At 43.5% G+C, this 24,643-nt stretch carries 20 protein-coding genes and 1 pseudogene; 7 read left to right on the forward strand and 14 right to left on the reverse strand.

Annotated features, from left to right (window positions below; translation table 11 throughout):
- Nucleotides 1-41: 41 nt before the first annotated feature.
- The 5 genes from ACDQ55_RS02660 to ACDQ55_RS02680 form a co-directional block, all read right to left on the reverse strand.
- Complete coding sequence (locus ACDQ55_RS02660; protein ID WP_420979518.1) at nucleotides 42-641, reverse strand: c-type cytochrome; 600 nt, start codon at nucleotides 639-641, stop codon at nucleotides 42-44.
- Nucleotides 642-724: 83 nt separating this feature from the next.
- Nucleotides 725-1,318 carry a DUF3341 domain-containing protein gene (locus tag ACDQ55_RS02665; protein WP_420979519.1) on the reverse strand — a complete coding sequence of 198 codons (594 nt, stop codon included), beginning with the start codon at nucleotides 1,316-1,318 and terminating at the stop codon, nucleotides 725-727.
- Nucleotides 1,319-1,364: 46 nt separating this feature from the next.
- Complete coding sequence (nrfD, locus tag ACDQ55_RS02670) at nucleotides 1,365-2,801, reverse strand: NrfD/PsrC family molybdoenzyme membrane anchor subunit (RefSeq protein ID WP_420979520.1); 1,437 nt, start codon at nucleotides 2,799-2,801, stop codon at nucleotides 1,365-1,367.
- A gap of 116 nt (nucleotides 2,802-2,917) precedes the next feature.
- Nucleotides 2,918-5,983: a TAT-variant-translocated molybdopterin oxidoreductase gene (locus tag ACDQ55_RS02675; protein WP_420979521.1), complete on the reverse strand. Its 3,066-nt coding sequence runs from the start codon at nucleotides 5,981-5,983 to the stop codon at nucleotides 2,918-2,920.
- Between the two features lie 69 nt (nucleotides 5,984-6,052).
- Entirely contained in the window at nucleotides 6,053-7,330 is a 1,278-nt protein-coding gene (locus ACDQ55_RS02680) for a c-type cytochrome (protein WP_420979522.1), read from the reverse strand.
- Nucleotides 7,331-7,781: 451 nt separating this feature from the next.
- Between ACDQ55_RS02680 and ACDQ55_RS02685 the strand changes: the two genes are divergently transcribed.
- The 3 genes from ACDQ55_RS02685 to ACDQ55_RS02695 all read left to right on the forward strand — a co-directional run bounded on the left by ACDQ55_RS02685 (nucleotide 7,782) and on the right by ACDQ55_RS02695 (nucleotide 9,903).
- Nucleotides 7,782-8,522 carry a copper resistance protein NlpE N-terminal domain-containing protein gene (locus tag ACDQ55_RS02685; protein ID WP_420979523.1) on the forward strand — a complete coding sequence of 247 codons (741 nt, stop codon included), beginning with the start codon at nucleotides 7,782-7,784 and terminating at the stop codon, nucleotides 8,520-8,522.
- 87 nt (nucleotides 8,523-8,609) lie between these two features.
- Nucleotides 8,610-9,179, forward strand: coding sequence for a phosphoribosylglycinamide formyltransferase (purN, locus tag ACDQ55_RS02690; RefSeq protein ID WP_420979524.1), 570 nt, complete (start codon nucleotides 8,610-8,612; stop codon nucleotides 9,177-9,179).
- Nucleotides 9,180-9,234: 55 nt separating this feature from the next.
- Nucleotides 9,235-9,903, forward strand: coding sequence for a hypothetical protein (locus ACDQ55_RS02695; protein WP_420979525.1), 669 nt, complete (start codon nucleotides 9,235-9,237; stop codon nucleotides 9,901-9,903).
- Nucleotides 9,904-9,906: 3 nt separating this feature from the next.
- Here the strand turns inward: ACDQ55_RS02695 and ACDQ55_RS02700 are convergent, their stop codons facing one another.
- The 3 genes and pseudogenes from ACDQ55_RS02700 to ACDQ55_RS02710 form a co-directional block, all read right to left on the reverse strand.
- On the reverse strand, nucleotides 9,907-12,372 hold the full coding sequence (locus tag ACDQ55_RS02700) for a TonB-dependent receptor (RefSeq protein WP_420979526.1): 2,466 nt from the start codon (nucleotides 12,370-12,372) through the stop codon (nucleotides 9,907-9,909).
- A 125-nt stretch (nucleotides 12,373-12,497) separates the two neighbouring features.
- Nucleotides 12,498-12,656 (reverse strand): annotated as a pseudogene (locus tag ACDQ55_RS02705) (hypothetical protein); the annotation flags it as partial.
- A gap of 35 nt (nucleotides 12,657-12,691) precedes the next feature.
- Entirely contained in the window at nucleotides 12,692-13,126 is a 435-nt protein-coding gene (locus tag ACDQ55_RS02710; protein ID WP_420979527.1) for a MerC domain-containing protein, read from the reverse strand.
- A gap of 199 nt (nucleotides 13,127-13,325) precedes the next feature.
- Here ACDQ55_RS02710 and ACDQ55_RS02715 point away from each other — a divergent pair, with 199 nt between their 5' ends.
- The gene (locus ACDQ55_RS02715; protein ID WP_420979528.1) at nucleotides 13,326-13,952 is read left to right on the forward strand and encodes an SCO family protein; all 627 of its coding nucleotides are present in this window, start codon (nucleotides 13,326-13,328) and stop codon (nucleotides 13,950-13,952) included.
- Nucleotides 13,953-13,965: 13 nt separating this feature from the next.
- Entirely contained in the window at nucleotides 13,966-14,400 is a 435-nt protein-coding gene (locus ACDQ55_RS02720; RefSeq protein WP_420979529.1) for a Fur family transcriptional regulator, read from the forward strand.
- A 55-nt stretch (nucleotides 14,401-14,455) separates the two neighbouring features.
- Here the strand turns inward: ACDQ55_RS02720 and ACDQ55_RS02725 are convergent, their stop codons facing one another.
- From ACDQ55_RS02725 to ACDQ55_RS02735, 3 genes are all read right to left on the reverse strand, one after another.
- A complete protein-coding gene (locus ACDQ55_RS02725; protein WP_420979530.1) occupies nucleotides 14,456-16,177 on the reverse strand; it encodes a M3 family oligoendopeptidase in 1,722 nt (573 codons plus the stop codon).
- A gap of 203 nt (nucleotides 16,178-16,380) precedes the next feature.
- Complete coding sequence (locus ACDQ55_RS02730; protein ID WP_420979531.1) at nucleotides 16,381-17,058, reverse strand: DUF5606 domain-containing protein; 678 nt, start codon at nucleotides 17,056-17,058, stop codon at nucleotides 16,381-16,383.
- A gap of 93 nt (nucleotides 17,059-17,151) precedes the next feature.
- Nucleotides 17,152-18,852, reverse strand: a complete 1,701-nt coding sequence (locus ACDQ55_RS02735) for a hypothetical protein (RefSeq protein ID WP_420979532.1) — start codon at nucleotides 18,850-18,852, stop codon at nucleotides 17,152-17,154.
- A 145-nt stretch (nucleotides 18,853-18,997) separates the two neighbouring features.
- On the opposite strand from ACDQ55_RS02735, the gene ACDQ55_RS02740 reads away from it, so the two are divergent.
- Together ACDQ55_RS02740 and ACDQ55_RS02745 are read left to right on the forward strand one after the other, a co-directional pair.
- A complete protein-coding gene (locus tag ACDQ55_RS02740; RefSeq protein WP_420979533.1) occupies nucleotides 18,998-19,987 on the forward strand; it encodes an aspartate-semialdehyde dehydrogenase in 990 nt (329 codons plus the stop codon).
- A 319-nt stretch (nucleotides 19,988-20,306) separates the two neighbouring features.
- Nucleotides 20,307-20,558, forward strand: coding sequence for a hypothetical protein (locus ACDQ55_RS02745; protein ID WP_145662617.1), 252 nt, complete (start codon nucleotides 20,307-20,309; stop codon nucleotides 20,556-20,558).
- A 148-nt stretch (nucleotides 20,559-20,706) separates the two neighbouring features.
- On the opposite strand, the gene ACDQ55_RS02750 is transcribed toward ACDQ55_RS02745, so the two are convergent.
- From ACDQ55_RS02750 to ACDQ55_RS02760, 3 genes are all read right to left on the reverse strand, one after another.
- Nucleotides 20,707-21,366 (reverse strand): DUF2461 domain-containing protein, encoded by a 660-nt coding sequence (locus ACDQ55_RS02750; RefSeq protein ID WP_420979534.1) that lies wholly within the window; start codon nucleotides 21,364-21,366, stop codon nucleotides 20,707-20,709.
- A gap of 159 nt (nucleotides 21,367-21,525) precedes the next feature.
- Nucleotides 21,526-22,611 carry a porin gene (locus ACDQ55_RS02755; RefSeq protein WP_420979535.1) on the reverse strand — a complete coding sequence of 362 codons (1,086 nt, stop codon included), beginning with the start codon at nucleotides 22,609-22,611 and terminating at the stop codon, nucleotides 21,526-21,528.
- 307 nt (nucleotides 22,612-22,918) lie between these two features.
- The gene (locus ACDQ55_RS02760) at nucleotides 22,919-24,313 is read right to left on the reverse strand and encodes an ammonium transporter (RefSeq protein WP_420979536.1); all 1,395 of its coding nucleotides are present in this window, start codon (nucleotides 24,311-24,313) and stop codon (nucleotides 22,919-22,921) included.
- Between the last annotated feature and the right edge of the window lie 330 nt (nucleotides 24,314-24,643).

Here is a 24,643-nt window from a genome sequence, read left to right on the forward strand (position 1 = left end):
ACTGTATATTAAAATACTTGATTGAAATTCAGTTTACTCATTTATTTAACTGCAGTGCTATCATTCGCAGGAGCGGCAGCTACTGCAGCTGCACCTGGCTGTTTACTCTTGATATAAGCCGCAATTATCCAACGTTGTTCTCTGTTGAGTTGGCTAGCGTAGCTACCCATCAGGTTATAACCATAAGTCATTACATGGAACAAGCGGCCTTCTGAATAACCAGCTTTTGCACCGGCTACCAGGTCGGCAGGCTTTGCAGAGAACGGACCATTACCATCCCTATACAAAGGGCCATTACCATCTAAGGCAGTACCATGGCAGATACCGCAGTAGATATTAAATAAACGTCCGCCTTCTTTGATATCAGCAGGCGTAATAGTTAATGGATTCTTCACCAGATTAGCCAGCGCCGTATCTGATTCTTTCAGATGGTATGGCAAAAGTTCACCTCTTTTTACTGTTCCTTCCACTGGCTTCAGGCCTGACAAACGAGCACTATAAAATTCGTACGCACGGGATTCATACATGTCTGGCATATAAATCCTGCCGGGCTTTCTGTTATGCTCCCCTCTATTACAGGCTGCCAGGAAAGCTCCAGTTGCCAATGCGGCTACAATCAATATGTTGGAAGTCCTTTTCATCAGAAATTATTTATCTAGCTTTCATTAGTTCTTGCTTGCTCAAATCCTAATGTCGCAACTGTATATTTTAGCTGTTATTATAATTAAGCGTTTGCGGTCTGAATCTTACGGAGATAAGGCTCATCGTCCTTATCAAACCTTCCGAACCACCATCCTGCTTCAGCCTTTTGCTCATTGATATCCTGTGCACCTGCAGCAGCGAGGAAGCTTTTCACTTCTTCTGCGTTAGCCTTTTCTGTTACCTCAATTACCATTACAAACTTATCGTCTGTTTGTCTTGGATGGAAAATATGCTTCTTTACCCCAGGCATGATCTGGCAGAGCCAGCAAAAGGTCATTACCATGCCCACTGCCGCAAATAATACGGTCAGCTCAAAAGTGATAGGAATGAAAGCAGGTAACGGGAAATGTGGTTTACCACCTATGTTCAGCGGCCAGTCTACGTTAAATACCCAACTCATGAAGGATAAAGCTGTAGTAGTACCAGTGATACCATATATGAAACCGGCTGTGTGCAGACTGGTTTCTCTTAAACCCATTGCATGATCGAGGCCGTGAACAGGAAAAGGAGTGTATACATCGTGCAATTTGTACCCTGCAGTGCGTACTTTCTTTACTGCCGGAAACAATACTGCCTCATCGTCAAACAAGCCTACAACAAATTTTTTAACAGCCATATATTTAAAAATTCAAATTCCAGGTAATTAGTTCTTAATTCGTCTTTTAGTGTGCGTGTGCAACTTCATGTGCAAATGTTTCTGCACTTTGCTCTTCGTAAACTTCCATTTGCTCCTTGAAGCTTTCACCAGAGGTTTTCAGGATAGACTTGATCTCAGCTACCGCGATTACCGGGAAATATTTAGCGAACAGGAAGAAGCAGGTAAAGAACAAACCGAATGTACCCATGTAGAAACCTACTTCAGGCCAAGCCGGACGGTAGTATGACCAGCTGGAAGGCAGGTAATCGCGGTACAGTGAAGTACAGATGATTACGAAACGTTCGAACCACATACCGATGTTTACAATGATAGACATTACGAAAGTCACCATCACGTTTCTTCTCATTTTGCGGAACCAAAACACCTGCGGAGTGATTACGTTACAGGTCATCATGATCCAGTAAGACCAACCCAGCGGACCAGCAGCACGGTATTTGAAGAAAGTAGCGAATTCGTATGGGTTAGCGCCGTACCATGCCATAAATAACTCGGTAAGATATGCGCAACCTACTACAGAACCGGTTAATACAATTACCTTGTTCATGGCTTCCATGTGGCCCAGGGTAATGTATTCTTCCAGGTGTAATACTTTACGTGTAATGATCAGCAGTGTTTGTACCATCGCAAATCCGGAGAAGATCGCACCCGCTACGAAGTAGGGAGGGAAGATGGTAGTATGCCAACCTGGAATTACAGAAGTAGCAAAGTCGAAAGATACGATGGTGTGTACAGAGAGTACCAACGGGGTAGATAAACCTGCCAGTACCAGGGAGAGCGCTTCATGACGTTGCCAGTGCTTTGTAGAACCGGTCCAACCGAAGGAAGCCACACCATATAATAACTTACGTAATTTAGTTTTAGCCCTGTCGCGGATGGTAGCAAAATCTGGGATCAGACCAGAGTACCAGAACAACAGTGATACAGTGAAGTACGTAGAGATCGCAAATACGTCCCAGAGGAGCGGAGAGTTAAAGTTAACCCATACCGGACCGCGGGTGTTAGGATAAGGCAAGATAAAGAAAGCCATCCATACACGACCCATGTGGATGATCGGGAACTGGCCGGCGCACATTACCGCGAAGATGGTCATCGCTTCTGCCGCTCGGTTCACCCCTGTACGCCAACCCTGGCGGAACAAGAGGAGGATGGCGGAGATCAGCGTACCGGCGTGACCGATACCTACCCACCATACGAAGTTGGTAATATCCCAACCCCAACCAATGGTCTTATTCAGATTCCATACTCCGACACCGAAATAGATCTGCCAAAACACTGAAAAAGCGCCAAAGCCCAACAGTGCCAGGGATATAAAAAAGCCTACATACCACAGTTTACCAGGCTTCCCTTCAATGGGACTAATGATATCTTCCGTTATCTGGTGATAATCCTTAACCCCGTCTACTAAAGGTTCTCTCAGTGTGGATTCGTATTTTAAATGCATATTCTATAAGCTTTTAGCTGCTAGCTTCTAGCTACTAGCTCTTGTCTTTTGTTATGATCTCAGATTCTGTAACTTCTTTCTGTCTTTTTGTTCTTAACGATTACCTGTTAAGATCATTACGCATGATGCGCTTCCTCGTGATGGGCAGCTTCTTTTTCTGCACCTGGAGCGGCATCTTTGTTTCTGATCTTAGCGAGATAGTTGATAGAAGGCAGTACGTGTGTTTCTTCCAACACATAGTATAACCTGTCTGCTTGTTGCTCGTTACGAACCTTATAAATTTCGCTGTTCTTATCGTTAATGTTACCAAATACGATAGCGTCAGCGCCACAAGCTTGCTGGCAAGCGGTTTTAGCAGCACCGTCCTTCATTGGGTGGCCAGCTTTCTTCGCATCCAGTTTAGCTTCCTGCAAACGTTGTACGCAGAAAGAACATTTTTCCATCACACCACGGCTACGAACCACTACATCTGGGTTCAGCACCATACGGGTGAGGCTATCGTTCATGTCGGCTACATCATAGAGGTTGTTTTCGAAGCTATCAGCACCATTCCAGTCTCTCCAGTTGAGGCGACGTACTTTATAAGGACAGTTGTTAGCGCAGTAACGGGTACCGATGCAACGGTTGTAAGCCATCTGGTTAATACCTTCAGAGCTATGGTTGGTAGCACCTACCGGACAAACGTTTTCGCAAGGAGCGTTATCGCAGTGCTGGCACAGCATTGGTTGGAACACTACTTCCGGATTGTTTTCATCTCCGCTAAAGTAACGGTCGATACGAATCCAGTGCATTTCGTGTGCTTTCGCTACTTCCTCTTTACCTACAACAGAAACGTTGTTTTCTGCCTGGCAGGCAATGGTACAAGCACCACAACCGAAGCAAGTGTTCAGATCGATGGACATGCCCCATTTAATACCAGGGTAGCTGTAGTTAGGATACAGGGTAGCGTCTTTACGATAGTCTGGACCAAATTTCTTCAGTTCCAGTCTGTCTTCGTTTACTTCCTTAGGGTTCTTGATGAACTCTTCCAGGGTAGTTTCTTTAACGATCGGACGACCTTCGTAGCTATTATGTGTTTGTGTTAAAGCCACTGGATAGTTAGTACCGGTAGCTTCCACAGTTGCATCTACAGAGAAGTAATCAAAAGTTTGACCATTGTAGCTTACCAGTGGATAAGCATTCTGGCCGATACCGCCGGCTGCTTTACCCACTTTTTCGCTGCGGCCGTAACCTACAGCGATAGCAATCACTTCTGGGTGTATACCCGGAACGATCAGGAGTGGTAAAGTGATTTCCTTACCATTGGTTTTTATTTTCAGTACTTTCTTCTCAACGTTGATTTCATAATCGTCACCTAATTGAGTAGAGAAAGATTTAGCCAGTGTATTGGATACGCAAGCGTAGTTATCCCAGGTAGCGCGGGTAATTGGGTCGGGCATTTCCTGTAACCAAGGGTTGTTGGATAATCTGCCGCTACCGATAGCCACTTTTTCGTAAAGTACTACTTCGTATTTACCACCTTTCTTAGCGCTATTGATTTTAGCAGCAGCGCCGGCTACGTCGCCGGAGAAGGTTGCACCACCTAATGCAGGAGCAGTAGCAGGTTCTACAACACCATCTTGCAGTGCTTTATCCCATGCTTCCTGTCCGCCTAATTTGCTAACCCACTCATTTTTCAGGTAGTCTGCCCAAGCGGTAGTATTACCGGTCCAGGTGAGCAAAGTATCCTGAACTGCACGTGTTTTAAACAGCGGCAGGATGGTAGGCTGGCCAAAGCTGAAGTAACCTGTTCTACCTTCTGCATCGTTCCATGTTTCCAGGAAGTGATGGTCAGGCGCTACATATTTACACAGTTCGGTAGTTTCGTCATTTCTGTCGTTGAAGGAAACCGCGAGTTTCACTTTTTTCAGACCTTCTACGAATTGCTGAGATGCAAAGTAGTCGTAGGCAGGGTTAGCGCCATAAACCAGTACAGCACCGATGCTGCCTGCGTTCATATCGCTTACCAGTTTGGTCATATCGCTATCGATACCCTGACGGTAGTTAGAAGGAGAAGCGAAGTCGATGGTAGTACCGTTAGCGCCAATGATATTGTTGATGGCGTTTACAATGATCTGTACGTTTACATCATTAGAACCGCTTACTACCAGTGCTTTACCGGTGTTAGCTTTCAGTTCTTTTGCCGCTTTCTGGATACCGTCAGCGAGGCGTTTGTCTGCGATGGCAGGAGCAGATACGCTACCGCCTACAGCCGCCAGGAGGGCCAGCGCTACAGCGCCGGTTTCTGAAGGTTTGTGTGTATATCTTTCATCCGCGTTTGCACCGGTAAGGCTCATTGTGCTTTCGAAAGCGAAGGATTTTGACATCTCCGGTTTCTGAGCATTGATCTTACGGGTTTGTGCATACTGGCGGGAGTATTCAACCGGGTTTAACCAGGTACCGATAAAGTCGGCGCCCAGGCTCACGATCGCTTTAGCGTTTTCGAAGTGATAAGCAGGGATCACTCTTTTACCGTAAGAAGCTTCATTAGCCTGCAGCATACCAGCGTAAGAAACAGCATCGTATACTACATGGCGTGAGTTAGGATATTTAGCCAGAAACTCGCCGATTACTTTTTTAGTAGAAGGGCTGAGTAAAGTAGGGCTTACTAACACCACAGGAGCACCGCCCAAACCGGCCAATGCTGTAGTTACCTGTTTGTCTAGTTCCGCCCAGGTGGTTTCGTTACCGCCAATAGTAGGGAAACGGAGACGGGCAGTATCATACAGGCTCAATACAGCGCCTTGTACTTTGGCCGAAGTAGCACCCTGTGTAATAGATGATAACGTATTTCCTTCCATTTTGATGGGGCGGCCTTCGCGGGTTTTCACCACTACAGGCACATATTCGCCATCAATAGCGTAAGAAGAAGCATAGTAGTTAGACACGCCCGGGGTGATTTCTTCCGGTTTGTTTACATACGGAATAGCTTTCTTCACTGGTGTTTCACAGCTGGCAGCAATAGCGGCAGCTGCGGTGGTGAACCCCAGATATTTCAGAAAATCCCTGCGGGGGGTAGTAGCATTCAACAGGCCTTCACTTTCGAAGGGCAATTCTTCACTGAATTCGTTCTTCACAATTTCCTGATGCGCATCGGTATTGTGCAACTCCTCCAAGCCTTTCCAATACTTTTTTTGCTCCATGTTATATTAACGAGTTACGTTTATAAAATTTGTATCTTCTGATCAAGAGAAAATCTCTCTAAATCCATCCTAGTAGTGACATTTTTGACATTCTGTACCACCTACCATTTCAACCGTTACGCTATCGATCTTCTTATCTTTAATATCCTGATGAAGCTTTTCGAAGATGCTGTAATAGTTGTTATCGGCAAACTGCACTTTCGTAGTACGGTGACAGTTAATGCACCAACCCATAGACAGGTCAGCAAACTGATGTACCTCATCCATTTCGGTGATTGCACCGTGGCAAGTTTGACACTGTTGTTGACCAGCCACTACGTGTTGAGAGTGGTTAAAGTAAACATGGTCTGGCAGGTTGTGGATCTTGGTCCATTCGATAGGTTTGCCAGGCTTGGTGTATTTACCTGCCTTAGCATCCCAACCCACGTAATCGTATAATTTCGCGATTTCAGCAGTACCATCGATTCTTTTTCCTTCTGCAGTTACCAGTTCAGGGCCAGAGTAAGAGTTAATGGCCTTGTGACAGTTCATACAGATATTTTCGGAAGGAATCATAGCATACTTGCTCTTCTCAGCACCAGCGTGGCAATACAAACAGTTGATCTGGTTGATGCCAGCGTGCACTTTGTGGCTGTAGAAGATCGGTTGCACTGGCATATAGTCTTTTTGACGACCCAAGCCAACAGCACCATTAATAGTAAAATAACCACCTACCATGAAGAGCACCAGGATAACCAGGGCCAGGTAAGCTTTGTTTTTGTAGAAAGGAACCGGATCAGGAGTAGGAACGCCCTCTTTATCGCCAGCCAGCTTATTCAGGTTGCTGTTGATCTGCATGAGGATCAGTGCTACTACCGCAAGAACCAGGGTAATGATACCGAACAGTAAACTGTTGTCGCTGCCTTTTTCGCCTTCCGCTGCTGGAGCAGCAGGATTCGTTGAGGCAGTAGAAGCTCCGGTATTTTTTGCTTCAACACTCACATAAGCCAGGATGTCTTCAATATCCCCATCACTTAACTGAGGGAAAGTAGTCATCTGGGTTTTGTTGTACTCATTGAAGAGATCATTGGCATATTTGTCGCCAGACGCCAACACTGCAGGGGAGTTATGAATCCACTGGTGCAATAATTTCTTATCGGGCCAGCGATCTTCTACTCCTGCCAATGCAGGACCTGTCAGCCTCTTATGGACATTATGACATGAAGCGCAATTGGTCTGAAATAATGCTTTACCCTTCGCTGGATCCGCAGCAGCCTTAACGGAAGAAAACGGAATTACTATACTAGCGCATAGAATAAGCACACTCACAAAATGCTTGCGCAAAAGAATGGAAACACGACGATACACAGCCTATATAGTTTAGATTTGACCTAAAGTTTCTTAAAAGTGCCAGCAAAAATAAGACAGAATGTTGACAATTTACCAACAATTAAAAAAATTTATTGTCTTATAAAATGGCTTTTTTTATCCTGTTTTTAAACAAAAAATGATCTGTAACTCTTGATACTGGCTCATCTATACGAATCGCTTACAGAATCTTTCAAAACTTATTATTTTGACTGAAAGTTTAATTCCACTGTGGATACTTGTCTACATCATAAGGTGGAGGAAGGTTTCGGGGGATATAATTAAAATATATGTTGATAAAAAACGGATAGTAGTCCCCTATATCCTGGCGCACATTACATAATATAATACAGTCAGCGTAATTAATTTCTGGGAGAGTTGTTATTTTTACCAATAAATAACCTGCCAGCGGACCAGAATGTTCAATCTGCTTATTAAAAACTTAATTCCCATGAAAAAAAGTACCCTCCTCCCTCTTCTAATGATCGCCATGGCAGCTTGCAATCATCGCTCCAATAGTCTGGCAAACGACAACTCAAATAATACCGGCCATTCTGCCACCCAGCTTACTGGCACCTACCAGGGCACCTTGCCTTGCGCCGATTGCCCAGGAATGGATTATCAGGTAAGCCTCTACGACGACCACACATTCAGCGAGCTGGTGGCTTACCAGGGTAGGGGACAGGATATCGCCACCGTGGCATCCGGCACCTGGCAACAAACCAGCGATTCTACCGTAATGTTGAAAAAGAAAACAGACAGCAGCTCCTTCCTGGCCTCCGAAGGTAAACTCCTCCTCTTAGACCCCAATGGCAAACGTATAGAAGGCGTACTGGCCAGCAACTTTGAACTAAAAGCCATAGCAGTAGGCGACCGCCGGCCAATGCTGGCAGAAAAAGCCAAAGCCGGCATCCGGTTTACCGCCAATGGCAACCAGCCTGGTTGGCGACTAGACCTAGACCATAAAATGATCTACTTCCATGCTACTAACGGCGATAGCCTGCAGGTAGCCCTGCCTGCACCCCAACCTAATACCGATACCCTTAAGGTATACACCACTCCAGATATTACTATCAGCATCCGGAACATTATGTGCTCCGATGATATAAGTGGCCTGATGCGTCCTAATACGGTACAAGTACAGGTAAAAGATAAAAACTACCAGGGATGTGGGGAATATATAGGACAATAGCTCACCGCTAAAAGATACTCCCGGGCGCCCATTTCTCTGCATCTGCTAAATTGTCTATTTTTGCATCCTTAAACACAGACAGAGATTTTGAAAAATATCGCCATATTCGCATCAGGAGCAGGTAGCAACGCGCAGAAAATTATAGATCATTTCAGAGGATCGGATAAAGCCCGGGTAGCACTCATTGTTTGCAACAAACCCGGTGCAGGGGTATTAGCTATTGCAGCACACGAAGGAATCCCCAGTATTCTCATAGAGCGGGAAGGATTTTTTCACTCAGATAAATATGTACAATTATTAAAAGAGCAACAGACAGACCTCGTGGTATTGGCTGGCTTTTTATGGAAAATACCGGCCAATCTTGTGCAGGCATTCCCTAACCGTATTATTAACATTCACCCGGCACTGTTGCCTAAATATGGCGGAAAAGGCATGTACGGGCATTTTATACATGAAGCAGTAGTAGCCGCCGGGGAAAAGGAAAGTGGTATTACCATCCATTATGTAAATGAAAAATATGATGACGGCGAAATGATCCTCCAGGAACGGTGTATCATTACTCCAGACGATACCCCGGAAACAGTAGCCCAAAAAGTACAGGCATTGGAACACCAATGGTTTCCTGTAATTGTGGAACGATTATTGTCCGGTTTATAGCTACTGTTGTTGCCTGGAATAAGCGCTTAAAAGCCAGTCTAACCCTTACAACCGTATGAAAAAGACATTGCTATTATTATCGCTCCTTTGCTCCATCACTGTCTTATCCTTTGCACAGGAAGCCACGAAAATTGGCAGAAACGCCTATCTCAAGGTAAACCCTGTTACATTGATCAATGAACTGGATATTTATCTGGAACAGGAAATATCCGATAAAATGAGCCTTGAAGTAGGTGTTAGCGGCATTTATACAGATTATCCGGATTATATCCTCGCTAAAAAAATAGATATCAGACAAAAGAAACCCGACATCAGCACAGCACAATTTGTAGACGGCAGGGGCCTGGGATTTCGCGCCGGCATGCGCTGGTACCTTTTTTCCAGGGAGCCGGTGCCTGCCAGCAGAGCAGCAGGCACCTACTTTGAGCCCATTGTTTTTTTTAAGAAAGTATTTTACCCCAACGAAAAAAATACCTTTAATAATGCTACCTATACCGATTCGGGCGACAAAAGCGTAATAGGCTTGCAACTTTTAATAGGCAGACAGTTCAAAAAGGATAAATTCATCCTCGATCCTTATATGGGCCTTGGCATCCGCAGTAAGATCTACCAATACAATACCTTCCATTTCGATAATAGTGACGTAACCCTCAACAAAGGGAAAATGGTAAGCGTTTTGCCCAGCTTGCAGATCGGCATTAAAATGGGCCTGAAGCTGTGGTAAACCCTAAAAGGGCACTACCATCTTGGCACTAAAGTTCCTTCCCATATTATAAATACCTAGGCGGCCATTGGGAGACGCTGCATAGTATTCAAAGTATTTCAACCGGTTCATATTCGCCTGCCAGGCCACATTGGCTATATTATCCAGTTGCAGGAAAACTTCACATACCGTTCTACCTTTTTTATTAGTGATCACGGAACCAGCTCCAACGTTGAAAAGCGTATATCCTGCGGTAAAAGTTTCTGTATCATCCACACCATAGAAATGGGCTTGGGCACCAGCAACATCAGCTTCCAGGCGAACATATACTTTAGAGAACACGCCAAAATTACGCTGTGCCGTTGCCTTTAGCCCACTACGTATATGCGCCGGCGGGATAAATGGTAAATAACGGGCCTCATCCCCATACTTTGCTATCAGTTCCTGATTGCGATTACGACCTTGCGTATAGGCCAGGCTACTATTCATCGTTAACCAAGCAATATTACGGGGATGCAAGTTTACACTTACTTCGCCACCATATAGTCTGGCAGCCGATTGTTGGTACCGGTAAGTTGTATTGCCAGGAACAATTATCACTGGGTTACCAGCATCATCAAACAGTTTTGCCTGGTAAATATAGTTTTCGATATTGTTGTTAAACAGTTCCAGGCTAATGTCGGCATCCGGCAGCCAGGCCTGCAGACCAATGTCTTCCTGCAAAGAGAATTCCGGTTTAAAACTGCGGTTGCCCAGGTATACGATGTGGGCGCCGGGATCTAACCCATTGGAACCCATTTCGGTGATATTGGGGGCGCGGTAACCACGGGCTATATTAGCCTTTACCAATACCCGCTCACTAATATTCCAGGTAGCACCCAAACTACCAGAAATACCCGTGTAGTGATGACTGAACGCCGGGAATTGCAGCTCCGCACCGGCTGTATCGGCTCCTTTTATATGCTGTTCAAAACCATTATGGGGATTGGGAGCTACATAGAAATCATTCCAGCGGATAAAACGGCTATCATAACGGATACCGCCAGATACGTCTACTTTTCCGAAAGTTCTCTTTGCAAACAGAAATCCGCCTATATCAAACAAATAGTAATCAGGGATGGGAAAATCTGTAGCATTTTTACTTTTGTTAGATTGATACATACCATTTATACCAGCTGTGGTTTCCCAGCCATTTATAACAGGGAAATTGTAGCGCATATCGTAGTTCAGCGTATTGAGCACCACATATAAACCAGGCTGGGATGGCACTTCCGGGTGGTTATATTCCCGACGTATACTTTGTTGTAAGCCGATCATCGCATTCAGGTCTCCATTTCCCAGGTTCCATTTAGTGTGATTATACACACGGTAGTGCTGTATATGCTGATGCAAAGGATTAAGAGAATAGCTACGCAACGCTTTGTTAGATACAATAGGCCGGTCTTTGATATCGTCTACCTCTCGCACCTGCCTGGTAAATCTACGGGTAAGGGAATCGCGGCTACCATCTGGTATTTCCTGGATATTATCGTACCATGTGACGCCAATTTGCGAGTGCCCCCAAGATTGATCTGTTCTTGCCAACCCAGAAAAGTTATACTCACGGAAAGCGGTACCATATACTAGTCCATCAATTTTATTCCGGTAATTATGCGCTAACCTGGAAGTGCCACGCAACACAAACTTCCAGTTGTTTTGCCGGTAAGCCAATCCTAGTGAATTACCAATCATACCGTTATTGCCATGATAATCACTGGTAAAGCTACCTTGCCATTTTCCGGACGGCAACTGAGGAATATCCGGGATCATATTGATTACGCCAGCCAGCGCATCTGAACCGTAAGTAAGGCTGGCTGGCCCTTTCACTACTTCCGCCCGGGAAATACCATATTGATCTATTTCAATACCATGTTCATCTCCCCATTGTTGCCCTTCCTGCCTTACACCATCGAAGAGGGTAAGCACCCTGTTATAGCCCAATCCCCGGATAAAAGGTTTGGAAATGTTAGGACCTGTGGTTACGGCACTCACGCCGGGTATTCCCTGTACAATGGCATCAATCAGGTTGTTATTCACGTTCATATTCATTTCCCTTTTGCCTATAACGGCAATGGGTATAGGATTTTTACGCATCTCTGTTGCCCGGGATACGCCTGTTACCACTACCTCATTAAGTTTAGAAAGATCTTCTTCCAACATGATATTCAATACAGTAGCCTCCCCAGCCACAATGGTCTTTTTCATTTTTAGCGACTGATAACCCAACATGTAAACCTTTATTTCATACATACCAGGGGTAATATGATTCATTGCGAAAGCTCCTTGTTGATCGGCCGTAGCGCCCACCTGTAGTTGTGGAATAGCTATATTGGCAAATTGTACCGGTTTGCCGTCCTGATTCACGACAATACCCTTTATAGCTCCTTGCTGCGCAAAAACTGACGAGACAAATATGATTTTCAATAATAGTAATACAGATAATTGTTTCATGCGTTTAAAAATGTAGGATTTAAACACAGCACGAGGGTTCCCGGGATAGTAATAAATTTTACACCTCCGAGCTGTTAATTTTCAGTAAAATTATGTTTCATTTAAATACTCATCTAAATTATTTTTTAGTCTTGTCTAAATATATGGAAATGGATTTTTAAAATTTCCGCCAGCCGCTCTTCTGTTTTATGCAAACTGTTTTCATTCCTTACCAATTGCGCATCGATATTCACCCTACTCATGTTGCGGAGCACATGAGTAAGTAAAGTAGTTTTCCCTGCACCGGGGAATCCAGGTAATTTTTCCTATCAACGAGTTGTTAGGGCAATCTAACAGCGTCTTGTTTTATCAGGCAGTGATCTGTTGGGGTTTCAGGCTTACCACTCCGTATATTCCATATATGCGCCCCAGTTACACTGATAGCGCCTATCAGAATAGTAGTAAACAGTTCCCAATCCTTACCTGCAAGCAAAAAATGCCCGGTGAGCAATAGCGTAAAACCAAGGATAAAAAGTAACAATGGTCCTACGCGCCGATGGAGCCGGAAATAACCACGGCCCAGAGAAATAGTTCCAACCAGAAAAGAGAAGACCAACAGACCATATTCCAGCAAAGGCATTTCCGTTAGGTGCCACCCCAATAATGGCAAAATGGTTAATAACAACGGTAAGGCTGCGCAATGCAGGGCGCATACTAAGGAAGCACCTATGCCCAGCGCATCCAGGTTCATCTTCCTGATAAATTTCTCTCCCATATTTTAAAAAGACTGATCCGGGCGAAATTACATTTTTGCAACAATGTTGCAAATTAAAATTACTATAACAAACAGATAAATAATTTCACTACCTGTAAACTGTTGTAAATGTGTTAAAAAATAGTCTATATAACTGCACGATTCGGCATCTGTTAACTATATGCTACCTTTGTATACTGAATAAAATAGGATCTTACCTATGTCGAAGAAAAATATACTATTGATTGTGTTCTTTGTGTTGCTTAGCGCGGGTTTCCTGGGATATGCCGGCTATGTTATTAAAGGAGAAACCGGTTCTTTCGTAGGGAAAGAGCGGTTGCCTATTCTGGGAACGCCCGGACATACGGTGCCTGGTTTTTCTTTCACCGATCAGGACGGCCATACGAAAACGAAAGCGGATGTAAACGGAAAGGTCTACGTAGCAGAGTACTTTTTTACCACCTGCACAGGTATTTGTCCGAAGATGAATGCCAACATGGATAAAGTATATGCCAGGTATAAAGACAAGCCTAATTTTCTGATCCTTTCCCATACAGTAGACCCTGAGCACGACAGTGTACCTGTTTTAAAAGCATATGCGGCCAAACATGGAGCAGATGCCAAAAACTGGTGGTTCCTTACCGGCGATAAAAGGCAACTTTACCGGCTTGCCCGCCAGGGTTACCTGGTAGACGATGGCACTTATACCGGTGAAGATGACTTTGTACATACTCAATGGTTTGCACTGGTAGATAAAGAAGGGCAAATCCGCGGACTATATGAAGGCACTAAAAAACAGGATATAGACAAACTAATAAACGACATAGACCGATTAATGGAAGAATAAACGTTTTTTCATCATGGGCACCAAACAACAAATAACAGAGAGAATCGGCAGTATCTTGCGTGATAGCAAGCTAAGCGTAACAGAAACCAGGACTAAAATTCTGGAACTGTTTATGAAGAGTAACGGTGCATTGGAGCATAGCGATTTTGAGAAACTGGCGGGCCAGTCGTTTGACCGGGTTACCGTATACCGTACTTTACAAACATTCCTCGACAAGGGCATCATACATAAAATACCTACTACAGATACTTCTGTGAGATATGCATTATGCAAATCGGAGTGTTCAGAACATCATCATCACGATCATCATATTCACTTCAAGTGTGAAGAATGTGGTAATACCATTTGTTTGGATGATACAGATGTGCCACAGATACAATTACCCAAAGGATATGCCGCGCACAATGTAGAAGTAGTAGTAAGCGGGGTCTGTAAGTCTTGTAAATAATATACTATACAATTGCCTGGTTATCCCAGATTGGATAACCAGGCAGATTTGCTGTTTATAGCTTCTCTATTTCTGTCTTCACAAAATCGGCGAGCTCCTTCACATAAGCCGGAGAAAAATCAAATTTAATTCCTGCCGCTTTATACAGTTCTGGTAATGTTTTAGTATTACCCAGGCTCAAAGCTTGTACATAGTTGTTTAAGGCCTGCTGTTTATTTTCTTTATATTGTTTCCACATGGCAATGGCCCCCAGTTGCGCTATACCATACTCAATGTAATAGAAAGGCACTTCAAACAAGTGCAATTGTTTCTGCCAGGTGATTTCACGGTAATCTTCCTGTCCTGCCCAATCTACCACTGCCGGAGAAAATTCTGTCAGGATTTCCAGCCATTTGGCAGTACGTTCTGCTACAGTATGTTGCGGATACTCATATACCCAATGCTGGAACTTATCGATGGTCGCAATCCAAGGGAATATAGTGATCGCACGTTCCAATTGCAGGAGCTGTGCACGGCGCAGCTGTTCAGCATCGTCAAAGAAAATATTCCAATGGTCCATGGTAAACAATTCCATACTCATACTGGCCACTTCGGCAATCTCCATAGGGTATTCTTTAAATGCGCTAAGTGGGAGATGATGACTCAGGAACGAATGTACAGCATGGCCACCTTCATGTACCATCGTGGTGAGGTCTTTCATTTGGCCGGCAGCATTCATAAAAATGAAAGGTACACCGGTTTCTGCCAATGGGCAGTTATAGCCTCCGGGTGCTTTACCTTTACGACTTTCCAGGTCTAACCGGTTCATTTGTTTCATTACCCGCAGGCAATCGCCAAAAAAGGGGCCCAGTTCATCAAACGTAGCAATAGCCTTATTCACCAGTTCTTCCCCGGTATGAAAAGGCTCCAATGGTTTTACGCCTGCTGGTTCTGCTTCTGTGTCCCATGGTTTCAGGGTATCCAATTGCAGCTTGGCCTTTTGTTTTTCGAGTATTTGCTGGGTCAGCGGTACAATATGCGCTTTGATAGCCTCATGGAATTGAAATACGTCTTCTTTATTATAATCGAAGCGGCCCAATTCATCAAATTTATAATCGCGATAATTACTGAAGCCGGCATTTTTGGCTACCTGGTCACGCTTTTGTACCAAGGCTGTATACAGGTTATCTAGGGCTTCACGATCTTCCAGCCGACGGGTAGCCGTTTTCGTAAACACTTCTTCGCGAAGAGCCCGGTCGCTGTTTTCCAGGAACTTAGCGGCCTGTTGCAGGGTATATTCCTGGCCTTTTATCGCGATGGTCATTTTACCGGCTATAGTTCCGTATTGCTGGGCCATTACGCTCAATTCTGCCTGGATAGGCACATTTTCCTCGCGGAATAATTTCACTTGTTTTTTTACGCTACGGAGGTATGTTTTATAAAGCTCCTGGTCTAAATCTTTCAGGTAGGGGCTGTCTAACAATTTTTTGTTCAGCGCATCAGCATAAGGTTGCAGCTGAGGCTGTATTTCCATACAAAAATAAGTGAATGCTTCTTCCAATTCCTTATTGGTTATATCACATGTCATACGGATCTGGCGCCAGCAGGCATCTTCACTGATAACAGCTTCCAACTCACTGATATCTCTCAACCATTGTTCCAGATCAGTTACATTATTAATCTCTCTTTGTTGCAGCGTTTCGAAGTAAGGCTGCAGGGTTTCCCAATTGGTCACTTTAAATTTTTCTGGAAGAAAATGACGGGGAAGTTTTTTTATATCTGCACTTAAATTGTTCATCCTGTCTGTTATATTTTAATTTTTTCTATTCTGATGAAATATCTGGCAATTTAGGAATTTAGGCATTTTTAAGATAATACAGGATAAAAATAAAAGTAACAATAATTAGGACGGCCCTTAAACGCCAACAGGCCTCTACCTGGCAATATTGCCAGGTAGAGGCCTGTATTAACTATCCTGCGAGGGTAGTACCGGAGTATCCCTTATTCTTCTGTTTTCTTCTTACGTGGCTTAGCAGCTTTTTTAGGTTCTTCACCTTCTGCGGCCGGCGCTTCTTCTTTCTTAGCTCTAGTTTTCTTAGGTGCTTTTTCTTCTGCACCTTCTTCGCCATCTTCTTTTTCTACAGCCTTTTTAGCACGTGGCTTTTTAGGCTTTTCTTCTGCTGCGGCCTCTGTTTCAGCCGGTGCAGCTTTTTTCTTTTTCTCAGGAGCAGGGGCTTCTTCTACTACTTCCACCACTTCTTCCACTTCACCTTCATCCTCAGCCAGGATTTCCTCAAATTTCAACAAATCGTTTGCTTTGAGGATACCAAACCATTTTACCATCTTCTTCATATCACTCACATACACTCTGTCTTCATCGAATTCAGGGAATACGTTCTTGAAATAAGCTTTGATAGCATTGTTATCTGCTTTACCTGCTACAGGGGGAAATGCCGCTGCTTTTTCATCCATGGCTTTGAATACTTCTGCCAGGTTTACGTTTTCGCCCGTAGTGAATACTTCAATACTTTCCAGTGGAGTAAAATTATGCACGCGGGAAGATACAAACCTTGTGCTTTTATCTTCCAGTGACCTTACGATGGCGCCATCTTGTTTACTGGCTACTAACTGAAACAAACCGCCCAATCCGGTTACTGCAACAATTTCTCTGTACTGCATGTTCAAATTTTTAGGAAGCGCAAATATAAATAATTATAATAGATTGCCCACGGCTATTTTTAGCCTGGAAAAAGGCTGCCAATGGGTTGACCGTCATTCCAACTTCCGTGCCATGACCACTGAATGTTTCCAATGTTTCACTTCTCCAGCAGCATTAAATATTTCAACAAAAAATATATAAATACCTGATGCTAAAACTACTGCATTTTCTCCAATTCCATCCCAGGATAAAAAACCGGTATTTCCTATCAACATGTTACGGGCAAGGTAGCGGACTGCCCCACCCTGTATATCAAAAATAGTAACATTTGCCATATAGCCGGGAGCTGGCAGTTGCCAGGAAAGGCGCACCTTATCATCTACCCCATCTCCATTGGGAGAAAATACCGCCGGAGAAAGTACAATATTCAGGGAATCCCCTGCTGCAGGCCAGCGCTGGGAATTTTTCCATCCTGGAGTGGCATACCCTACTGTGGCAGCGGCAGAATGCCAGTTATGCCCATCTGAGGTAGGAAGTTGATACTGCAGCCTTTCCAGTGAGATACCCCGTAATTCGCTGAACAGTGGAAAATGCATTTGGGCTGTATAGTGCAATTCATCCAATTGCATACTATCGTCCCGCATCAACAATAACCTACCTTCCTCCATGGGCATGGAAGGTAGGCCACTCACCTCCAGTATGCTTTCCGGCGCCAGGCAATTATAACAATTACATAACATCGCTGCATCAGTGGTAAGGGCTAGCCATTGCCCTGGCATCAGCAGGCGGCTTATGGTAGCCAGTTGCTTAACCGGCCCCCAGCTACCATTTGTTTTTACAGCGCAAACACGCAGGCTTTTCAAGTCAATCACTTTAAAGCTGTTATTGTACAATTCTATGAATTCTGGCACTCCCGGAGGAGGATAAAACAAAATCTCACTGAACAGCACGTCCCCAGGCTCCGGCTTGGCAGGCCATCCAAAGGTAGCAGCGTTGTACAGGCCACTCACAGCACCATAACAATCCGCCACTCCTGTTGCATTGAGTGTATAAGCTTGCTGCGGCATTATTGCAGCAGACAGTTGCAATTGCACATTGTTAAACAAGGGAGGAGGCACCACCACTCGCCTTATCTGCAAACCTCCAGAGAGCTGATAATGCCCCGGATCTGCCGCCAGGGCGCTGTCTAACGTTTTGCTGAATTGTAGCATCAGGTGCAGGCTGTCTATGATGGCAACATACAACAAGTCTGGCAGCGTAGGATCGGTAATAACTGCCGACGCGGCATTGGGCTTTCCGGGCGTACCGCCGGCAGAAGCGGTACTACTGGTCCAGTTACTTTTACCACTGCAGGGCAACAACGCATTAATCATTTCCAAACTAACACCCCCTTTATGGCTACCATACCAATGCTGGTTGTAGGCCAGGGCGTGTATTACCTGATGCAACGGGCTATACAGTACTATCATAGCACTGTCGTCTGCCAAAGGCGGAAAATGATCTACCCCTAATACATTAGCAATAGGATAGCTATCTGCAACTGCAGCAGCGCATAACAACAGCAAACTATCTGGCTGCAATAAATAGGCAGGCAATGTAACCTCCCGCTTGTTAACCATTAAATGCCAGTTCTTTAGCTGTACAGGAACCGCACTTATATTTTTTAATTCAATATATTCATTAGGAGGCAGGCCGAGTACAGGAGTAGGCTTAGGCATCACCTCATGAATAATCACATCATATATCGCCGGCATTTGGGAAAACCCGGCCAGGGCCTGCAGCAGCAGGCAAAAACAAACAATGGGTAAGCGCATAGCTAACAGGATTAAAATATCCGAATATAGGAAGTATGCAATTGCATACTGTTAACGCCTTGTAAACAATAAAAAAATGCTCAGTGCTATGAAAAGAGTGAGCGTTATATTAATTTTGAGTTTCCAAATTAAAAATGTAAGCAAAATGAAAGTTGCCGTAGTTGGAGCTACCGGACTGGTAGGCTCAAAAATGTTACAGGTGTTAACGGAAAGGAATTTTCCCGTTACTGAATTGATTCCAGTGGCTTCTGAGAAGTCTGTAGGTAAGGAAGTAACATTTAAGGGCAAAACCTGGAAGGTGGTAAGTGCAGATACGGCTATTTCCATGCAGCCTAATGTAGCGATCTTTTCTGCCGGTGGTAACACTTCCCTGGAGTGGGCGCCTAAATTTGCGGCGGCAGGTATTACTGTTATTGATAATTCCAGCGCCTGGAGAATGGACCCTACCAAAAAACTGGTAGTACCGGAAGTAAATGGCGATGCTATTACCCAGGAAGACAAGATCATTGCCAATCCTAACTGTTCTACCATACAGATGGTATTGGTGCTGAAACCCTTGCACGAACAATATAAAATTAAAAGGGTAGTGGTATCTACCTATCAGTCTGTAACCGGTACTGGCGTAAAAGCTGTTACACAGCTAATGAATGAAAGGCAAGGTATTAACGGAGAAATGGCTTATGCTTACCCAATTGACCTGAACGTGATCCCACAGATAGACACATTTCTTGACAACGGCTATACGAAAGAAGAAATGAAGATGGTGAATGAGACTAAAAAGATCATGGGAGATGATAACATCCTGGTAACGGCAACTACTGTACGTATTCCAGTGATGGGCGGCCATAGCGAATCTGTGAACATTGAGTTCGAAAACGAATACGAAGTAGCAGCACTGCGCACCCTACTGGAAAACACTCCAGGTGTAATAGTAGTGGATGATCCTTCCAAAGCACAATACCCAATGCCGAAAGATGCACACGATAAAGACGAAGTATTTGTTGGCCGCATCCGTCGTGATGAAACACAGCCCAAAACTGTGAATATGTGGATTGTAGCAGATAATCTGCGTAAGGGTGCAGCTACCAATGCCATCCAAATTGCAGAATACCTCAGCGCTAAAAACTGGCTGTAATCATACTGTTGTGTTATGTAATTGTGTGATGAATCGCTCAATAAGCGTAGCACCGGACATGACTATACGAAAATATATTTATAACTAATTAAGAGCAAGCACATTATCGCTTGCTCTTTTTTACTTAATTCATAAAAGCATAACACAAAAAGCATAAAAATTACACGGAAGTAGTATTGATTTGTGCGGGATAAAATCCAATTTTGGAAGTAGTAATCCTATGCCAACTAAAACTCTTTGGAACAAAAGAGTCGTCCAATTTTAGAGAGATGCCGGTATTTTTCGTTATTTTCTAATCAGAAAACACCCTTTAAGTCCTATGAAAACCAACACCAATCGCGAACTTTTGTTAATGCACAAGTTCACCGAAGAGTGGAGCTCTAATTTCTCTTCACAGGTATCCAGGATCATGAATATCGTTGATCAGCAGGATACACTGGATGGAATTATACCGATTATTGAGGTAGCAAACGTTTACAATCAGCGTTTCGCACATGCGCGTACGGACAAAGAAAATTTGTTAAAAAATCGTAAGGCTCGTCCCTTCGAATTTCTGATTCACAAAAATTAATCCTGGTATGTCAGGGAATGGTTTATTAGTTATCGGATCATTATTTTAGATGGATGGCAGAACAGGAACAAACTGATAACAGCCACATTATTTATAAAGCATCCTATAACAAAACAATTTTCCGTTCAACTAATAAACCATTTTATGATTAGTCCATTGCCCGGTTAATAAATTGGATCAATGGCTGCATCAGACTAAATGTTTTCAGGATCTCCTTTACAATGGAAGATTGCATACAAGCTTCATCTGTAAATGGATGCGATACGATCAAACTTTTCAGCTTCAGGTAAGCAATGGCCGGATGATCTGGCTGATATCCCTGTGGAGCGTTTTTGAGTGCCTCTCCTTCCACTTTCCCAAAGTGTTTAATAAATTCCTTACCAGAAATCAACTGTTCAAACGCTTCGAAATTATAATCAATTTCTTGCCTTAGTTTCTTTAACTCCGGCGCAGCAGGCATCCAGATACCACCGCCAGCCATACTATGGCCTCCGGGTTCAAGATGGAAATAGTAGCCCGCCAGGTTCGACTTTTTCCCTCCAGCCTGAAAGAAAGCCCCCAGGTGAGTTTTGTATGGCGTTTTATCTTTGGCAAACCGAACATCTTTGTAAATCCGAAAAACACAATCCTTTACCTGTAACCCCTGCAGAGAAATATCTTGCTTCGACAAGCCATCAATCAGCTGCTGAACCATACCTTCAAAATCGGCTTTTGCGGCCAGATATTCGGCTTTATGTTCATCGAACCATACTTTATTATTATTCGACCTGAGTGACTTTAGAAACTTCAACGTGGACGGCTGCAACATTCTTTTTTTTTGATACCAAGATAATACAAATCCTGTTAGCGCTTAGCGGCTAGTAGCCTCCCTAACCAACCTCTTGCAAGCTGATCAATATAGAGCAGCCACCTAACCTTTAGCATCAGGTAATCACCTGCTGGTAGCCAACTGCCAATAAGCAGATGCTTAGAAATGATAGGTGGCAGCTAACAGCACATTTGAAGTAGTTGTAGTGGGCTGGCCGGAAGATTTATTAAAAAGGCTTACAGCAGCCTTGTCCAGCCGGAACTCCGGCATAATAGTAAGATGTCCTGCCTTGTAGCCGAAGGTAAGGGTAGCCGCTACTACGTTGCCTCCTCCAGGGAAAGCACTGAATACTTTCACGCCATCTTTGTCACTGAAATATTCACCGCGAACAGTGAGCCCAAAGCGATCTGTAAAATCGAGGTTCACATAAAGTGCATTTCCCCACCAATCGGCATTTTCACGGGTGCTTTTAGGCGCCCGGGTATCAATATAAGCGCTATAGGTAGCATTATAGCCCAAACCCAATACTTTGTTGATTTGATAAGTGGCTACAAAATCCACCTGGTGATTTTGTATGCCGAAAGTATCTTTTCCTTCGAGGTAGTTCAGGTATAGTTTAAGTGGCATTTCGATGGGAGTGAAGCCCAATTGTGCACCGATGTACTTATGGCTGTTGAGGGAAACAGATTTTAAATCGGTAGGATTAAATACCCCTATCATGGCGCTTAAGTAAGGAGTGAAAGCAATATCTGCTTTTACGCCGGTATTGAAGAAAGGACCGTAACTGAACATATAGCTCATGCTGTAGTTCCTGTTCTGATAGGCATCTACCAGTTCATAGCCAATATGTGTAGCAAAACTACCTAGGCTTACTTTTATTTTTTCGGCGAGCTGATAGGCTACATATAATTGTTTGATCGCCATAGATAATCCGTTGGTAGAGCCAGGCTGATCGTTGTAAGAAAATTCGCCGGCCCTTTTACCAAAGCCCAAGTCGGCCACGATACTTCCTCTTTTAAAGCCATGTTCTACTCTCAACGATATCATGCCTAATTCGAAGGAGTTATGAGCGTTAGTAAAACTGGTTTTATTATCAGTATTGTTACCGTTAAGATTGTATTTATAGTATACGTCCGCAGATCCTGATAATTTGAAGGCTGGCGCAGATATAGTATCTGTTGTGGATTGAGAGAAAGCAACAAGGGTGCTACCCATAGCAAATAAGGTCGTTAACATGCTTTTCATACTTATAAATTTGGTTGATAAAATAGTAAGTATTAATACGGCCTTTCCTGTGGATCGATTGTTTTGGGGGGATGTATGCGTGCTATGTGGTGCTACATTTCGGCATTTAATAGGCAGGAATGGGGTAACTGGTAACCCACGATTGGTACGGGTTTCACTTATTTACAGCAAGTTTGGTTACCAATTACCCATTCCAGGTTCTTACAACATAAAGGATATGCTTAATAAAGTTGATAAAGATAAAGGTTGATAAAATGGTATTCAAAGAACGTTTACTTGTAGAACAGGCCTATGAAAGGCAGCTGTTTCAGGAATGCACCAGTTGATCTTCTTCCTCCTTCAGGATACCATTGCCTGATACGCTGATAAGGGAAGGATGATATTCTTCGTTGTGCTGGGAAGCATCCAGACCCAGTGCTTCTTCTTCTTCAGATACACGCAGCGGGTGAATAAAGTTGATGAGTTTAAAGATACCGTAGGATACTACAAAGCTATAGCTCACTACCAGTAACAAGCCCAGTACCTGGTTTTTGAAAAGCTCAAAATTACCGTAGAACCAACCGTTAGCTCCACCTTCATTTACAGCTTTGGTAGCGAAGATACCAGTGAGCAACATACCCACCATACCGCCTAAGCCATGGCAAGGGAATACATCCAGGGTATCATCTATGCTGGTTTTTGATTTCCAATGTACAGCCACATTAGAGATGATGGCCGCAATAAATCCGATGAAAATACTTTGTGGAATGGCCACAAAACCCGCGGCTGGCGTGATAGCTACCAGACCAACTACTGCACCGATGCAGAATCCAAGAACGGAAGGCTTCCTGCCGCGGATCACATCAAAAAATACCCATGATAAACCGGCAGCAGCAGTAGCGGTATTAGTAGTAGCAAAAGCAGAAACAGCGAGTGCGCTTGCGCTCAAGGCAGAACCGGCATTAAAACCGAACCAGCCGAACCAGAGCAAACCGGTGCCCAATAATACAAAGGGGATATTGGCAGGCTGCAGTTCTTTCTTTTCAATATGATCTTTTCTTCTTTTCAATACCAATGCACCAGCCAAGGCAGCACAACCTGCTGAAATATGCACTACTGTTCCACCTGCGAAATCAAGAACGCCTAACTTAAACAAAATACCATCGGGATGCCAGGTCCAGTGTGCAATAGGCGCATATACCAATACGCTGAATAACAACATGAAGAGTACATAAGAAGTAAAGCGAATCCTTTCTGCAACTGCACCTACTACCAGCGCCGGTGTGATGATTGCAAACTTCATCTGGAAGAGTGCAAACAACAAGAGCGGGATAGTGGGTGCAAGACCCCACGGACCACTTGAGCTTACATTTTGGAACATAAAGAAGGTACTGGGATCACCTATTATACCATAGTAAGATTTACCAAACGCCAGGCTGAATCCAACAGCCAACCATACTATACTAATTACCCCGGTAGCGATGAAACTTTGCATCATGGTAGAAATGATATTCTTTTTGTTTACCATACCTCCATAAAAGAAAGATAAACCGGGAGTCATCAGAAACACGAGAGAAGAGGCAACCAGTATCCAGGCAATATCAGCGGAATTATATTTACTGGTATCAGCAAAACTCGGAAGAGAAGGGATAAAAATTCCAATAATTGCAACTATCGTAAGAAAAATAAAAGGTAGATAGTCCTGAAATGATATTTTCTTCATAGCGTTCAGTTTTAAATTTCTTAAATAAAAGTAGTTCTGAAATTTAAAACATCAAATAGAACCCAATAAAAATAGAAATATTTGAATAAGTAGGCCAATATTTAGGATTAAACCAATTATATTAAATTAATTATTAATATTAATTATGTTTTTCCTGGATATATGAAGGAGAAGAGCTTGTAAATTTAAATACAAAAAGCTGATTATCAACTATTTATACAATAATTAAGGAATGGTTAACAATTTTAAAATTTAACAGATACTTGTGTTACTGTAAAGAGAGAGCATATTACACAAATACGTGTTAAACAATAATAATATACATTACAT

Origin of the sequence: Chitinophaga sp. 30R24 (assembly GCF_049056765.1) — a bacterium.
Lineage (GTDB): Bacteria > Bacteroidota > Bacteroidia > Chitinophagales > Chitinophagaceae > Chitinophaga.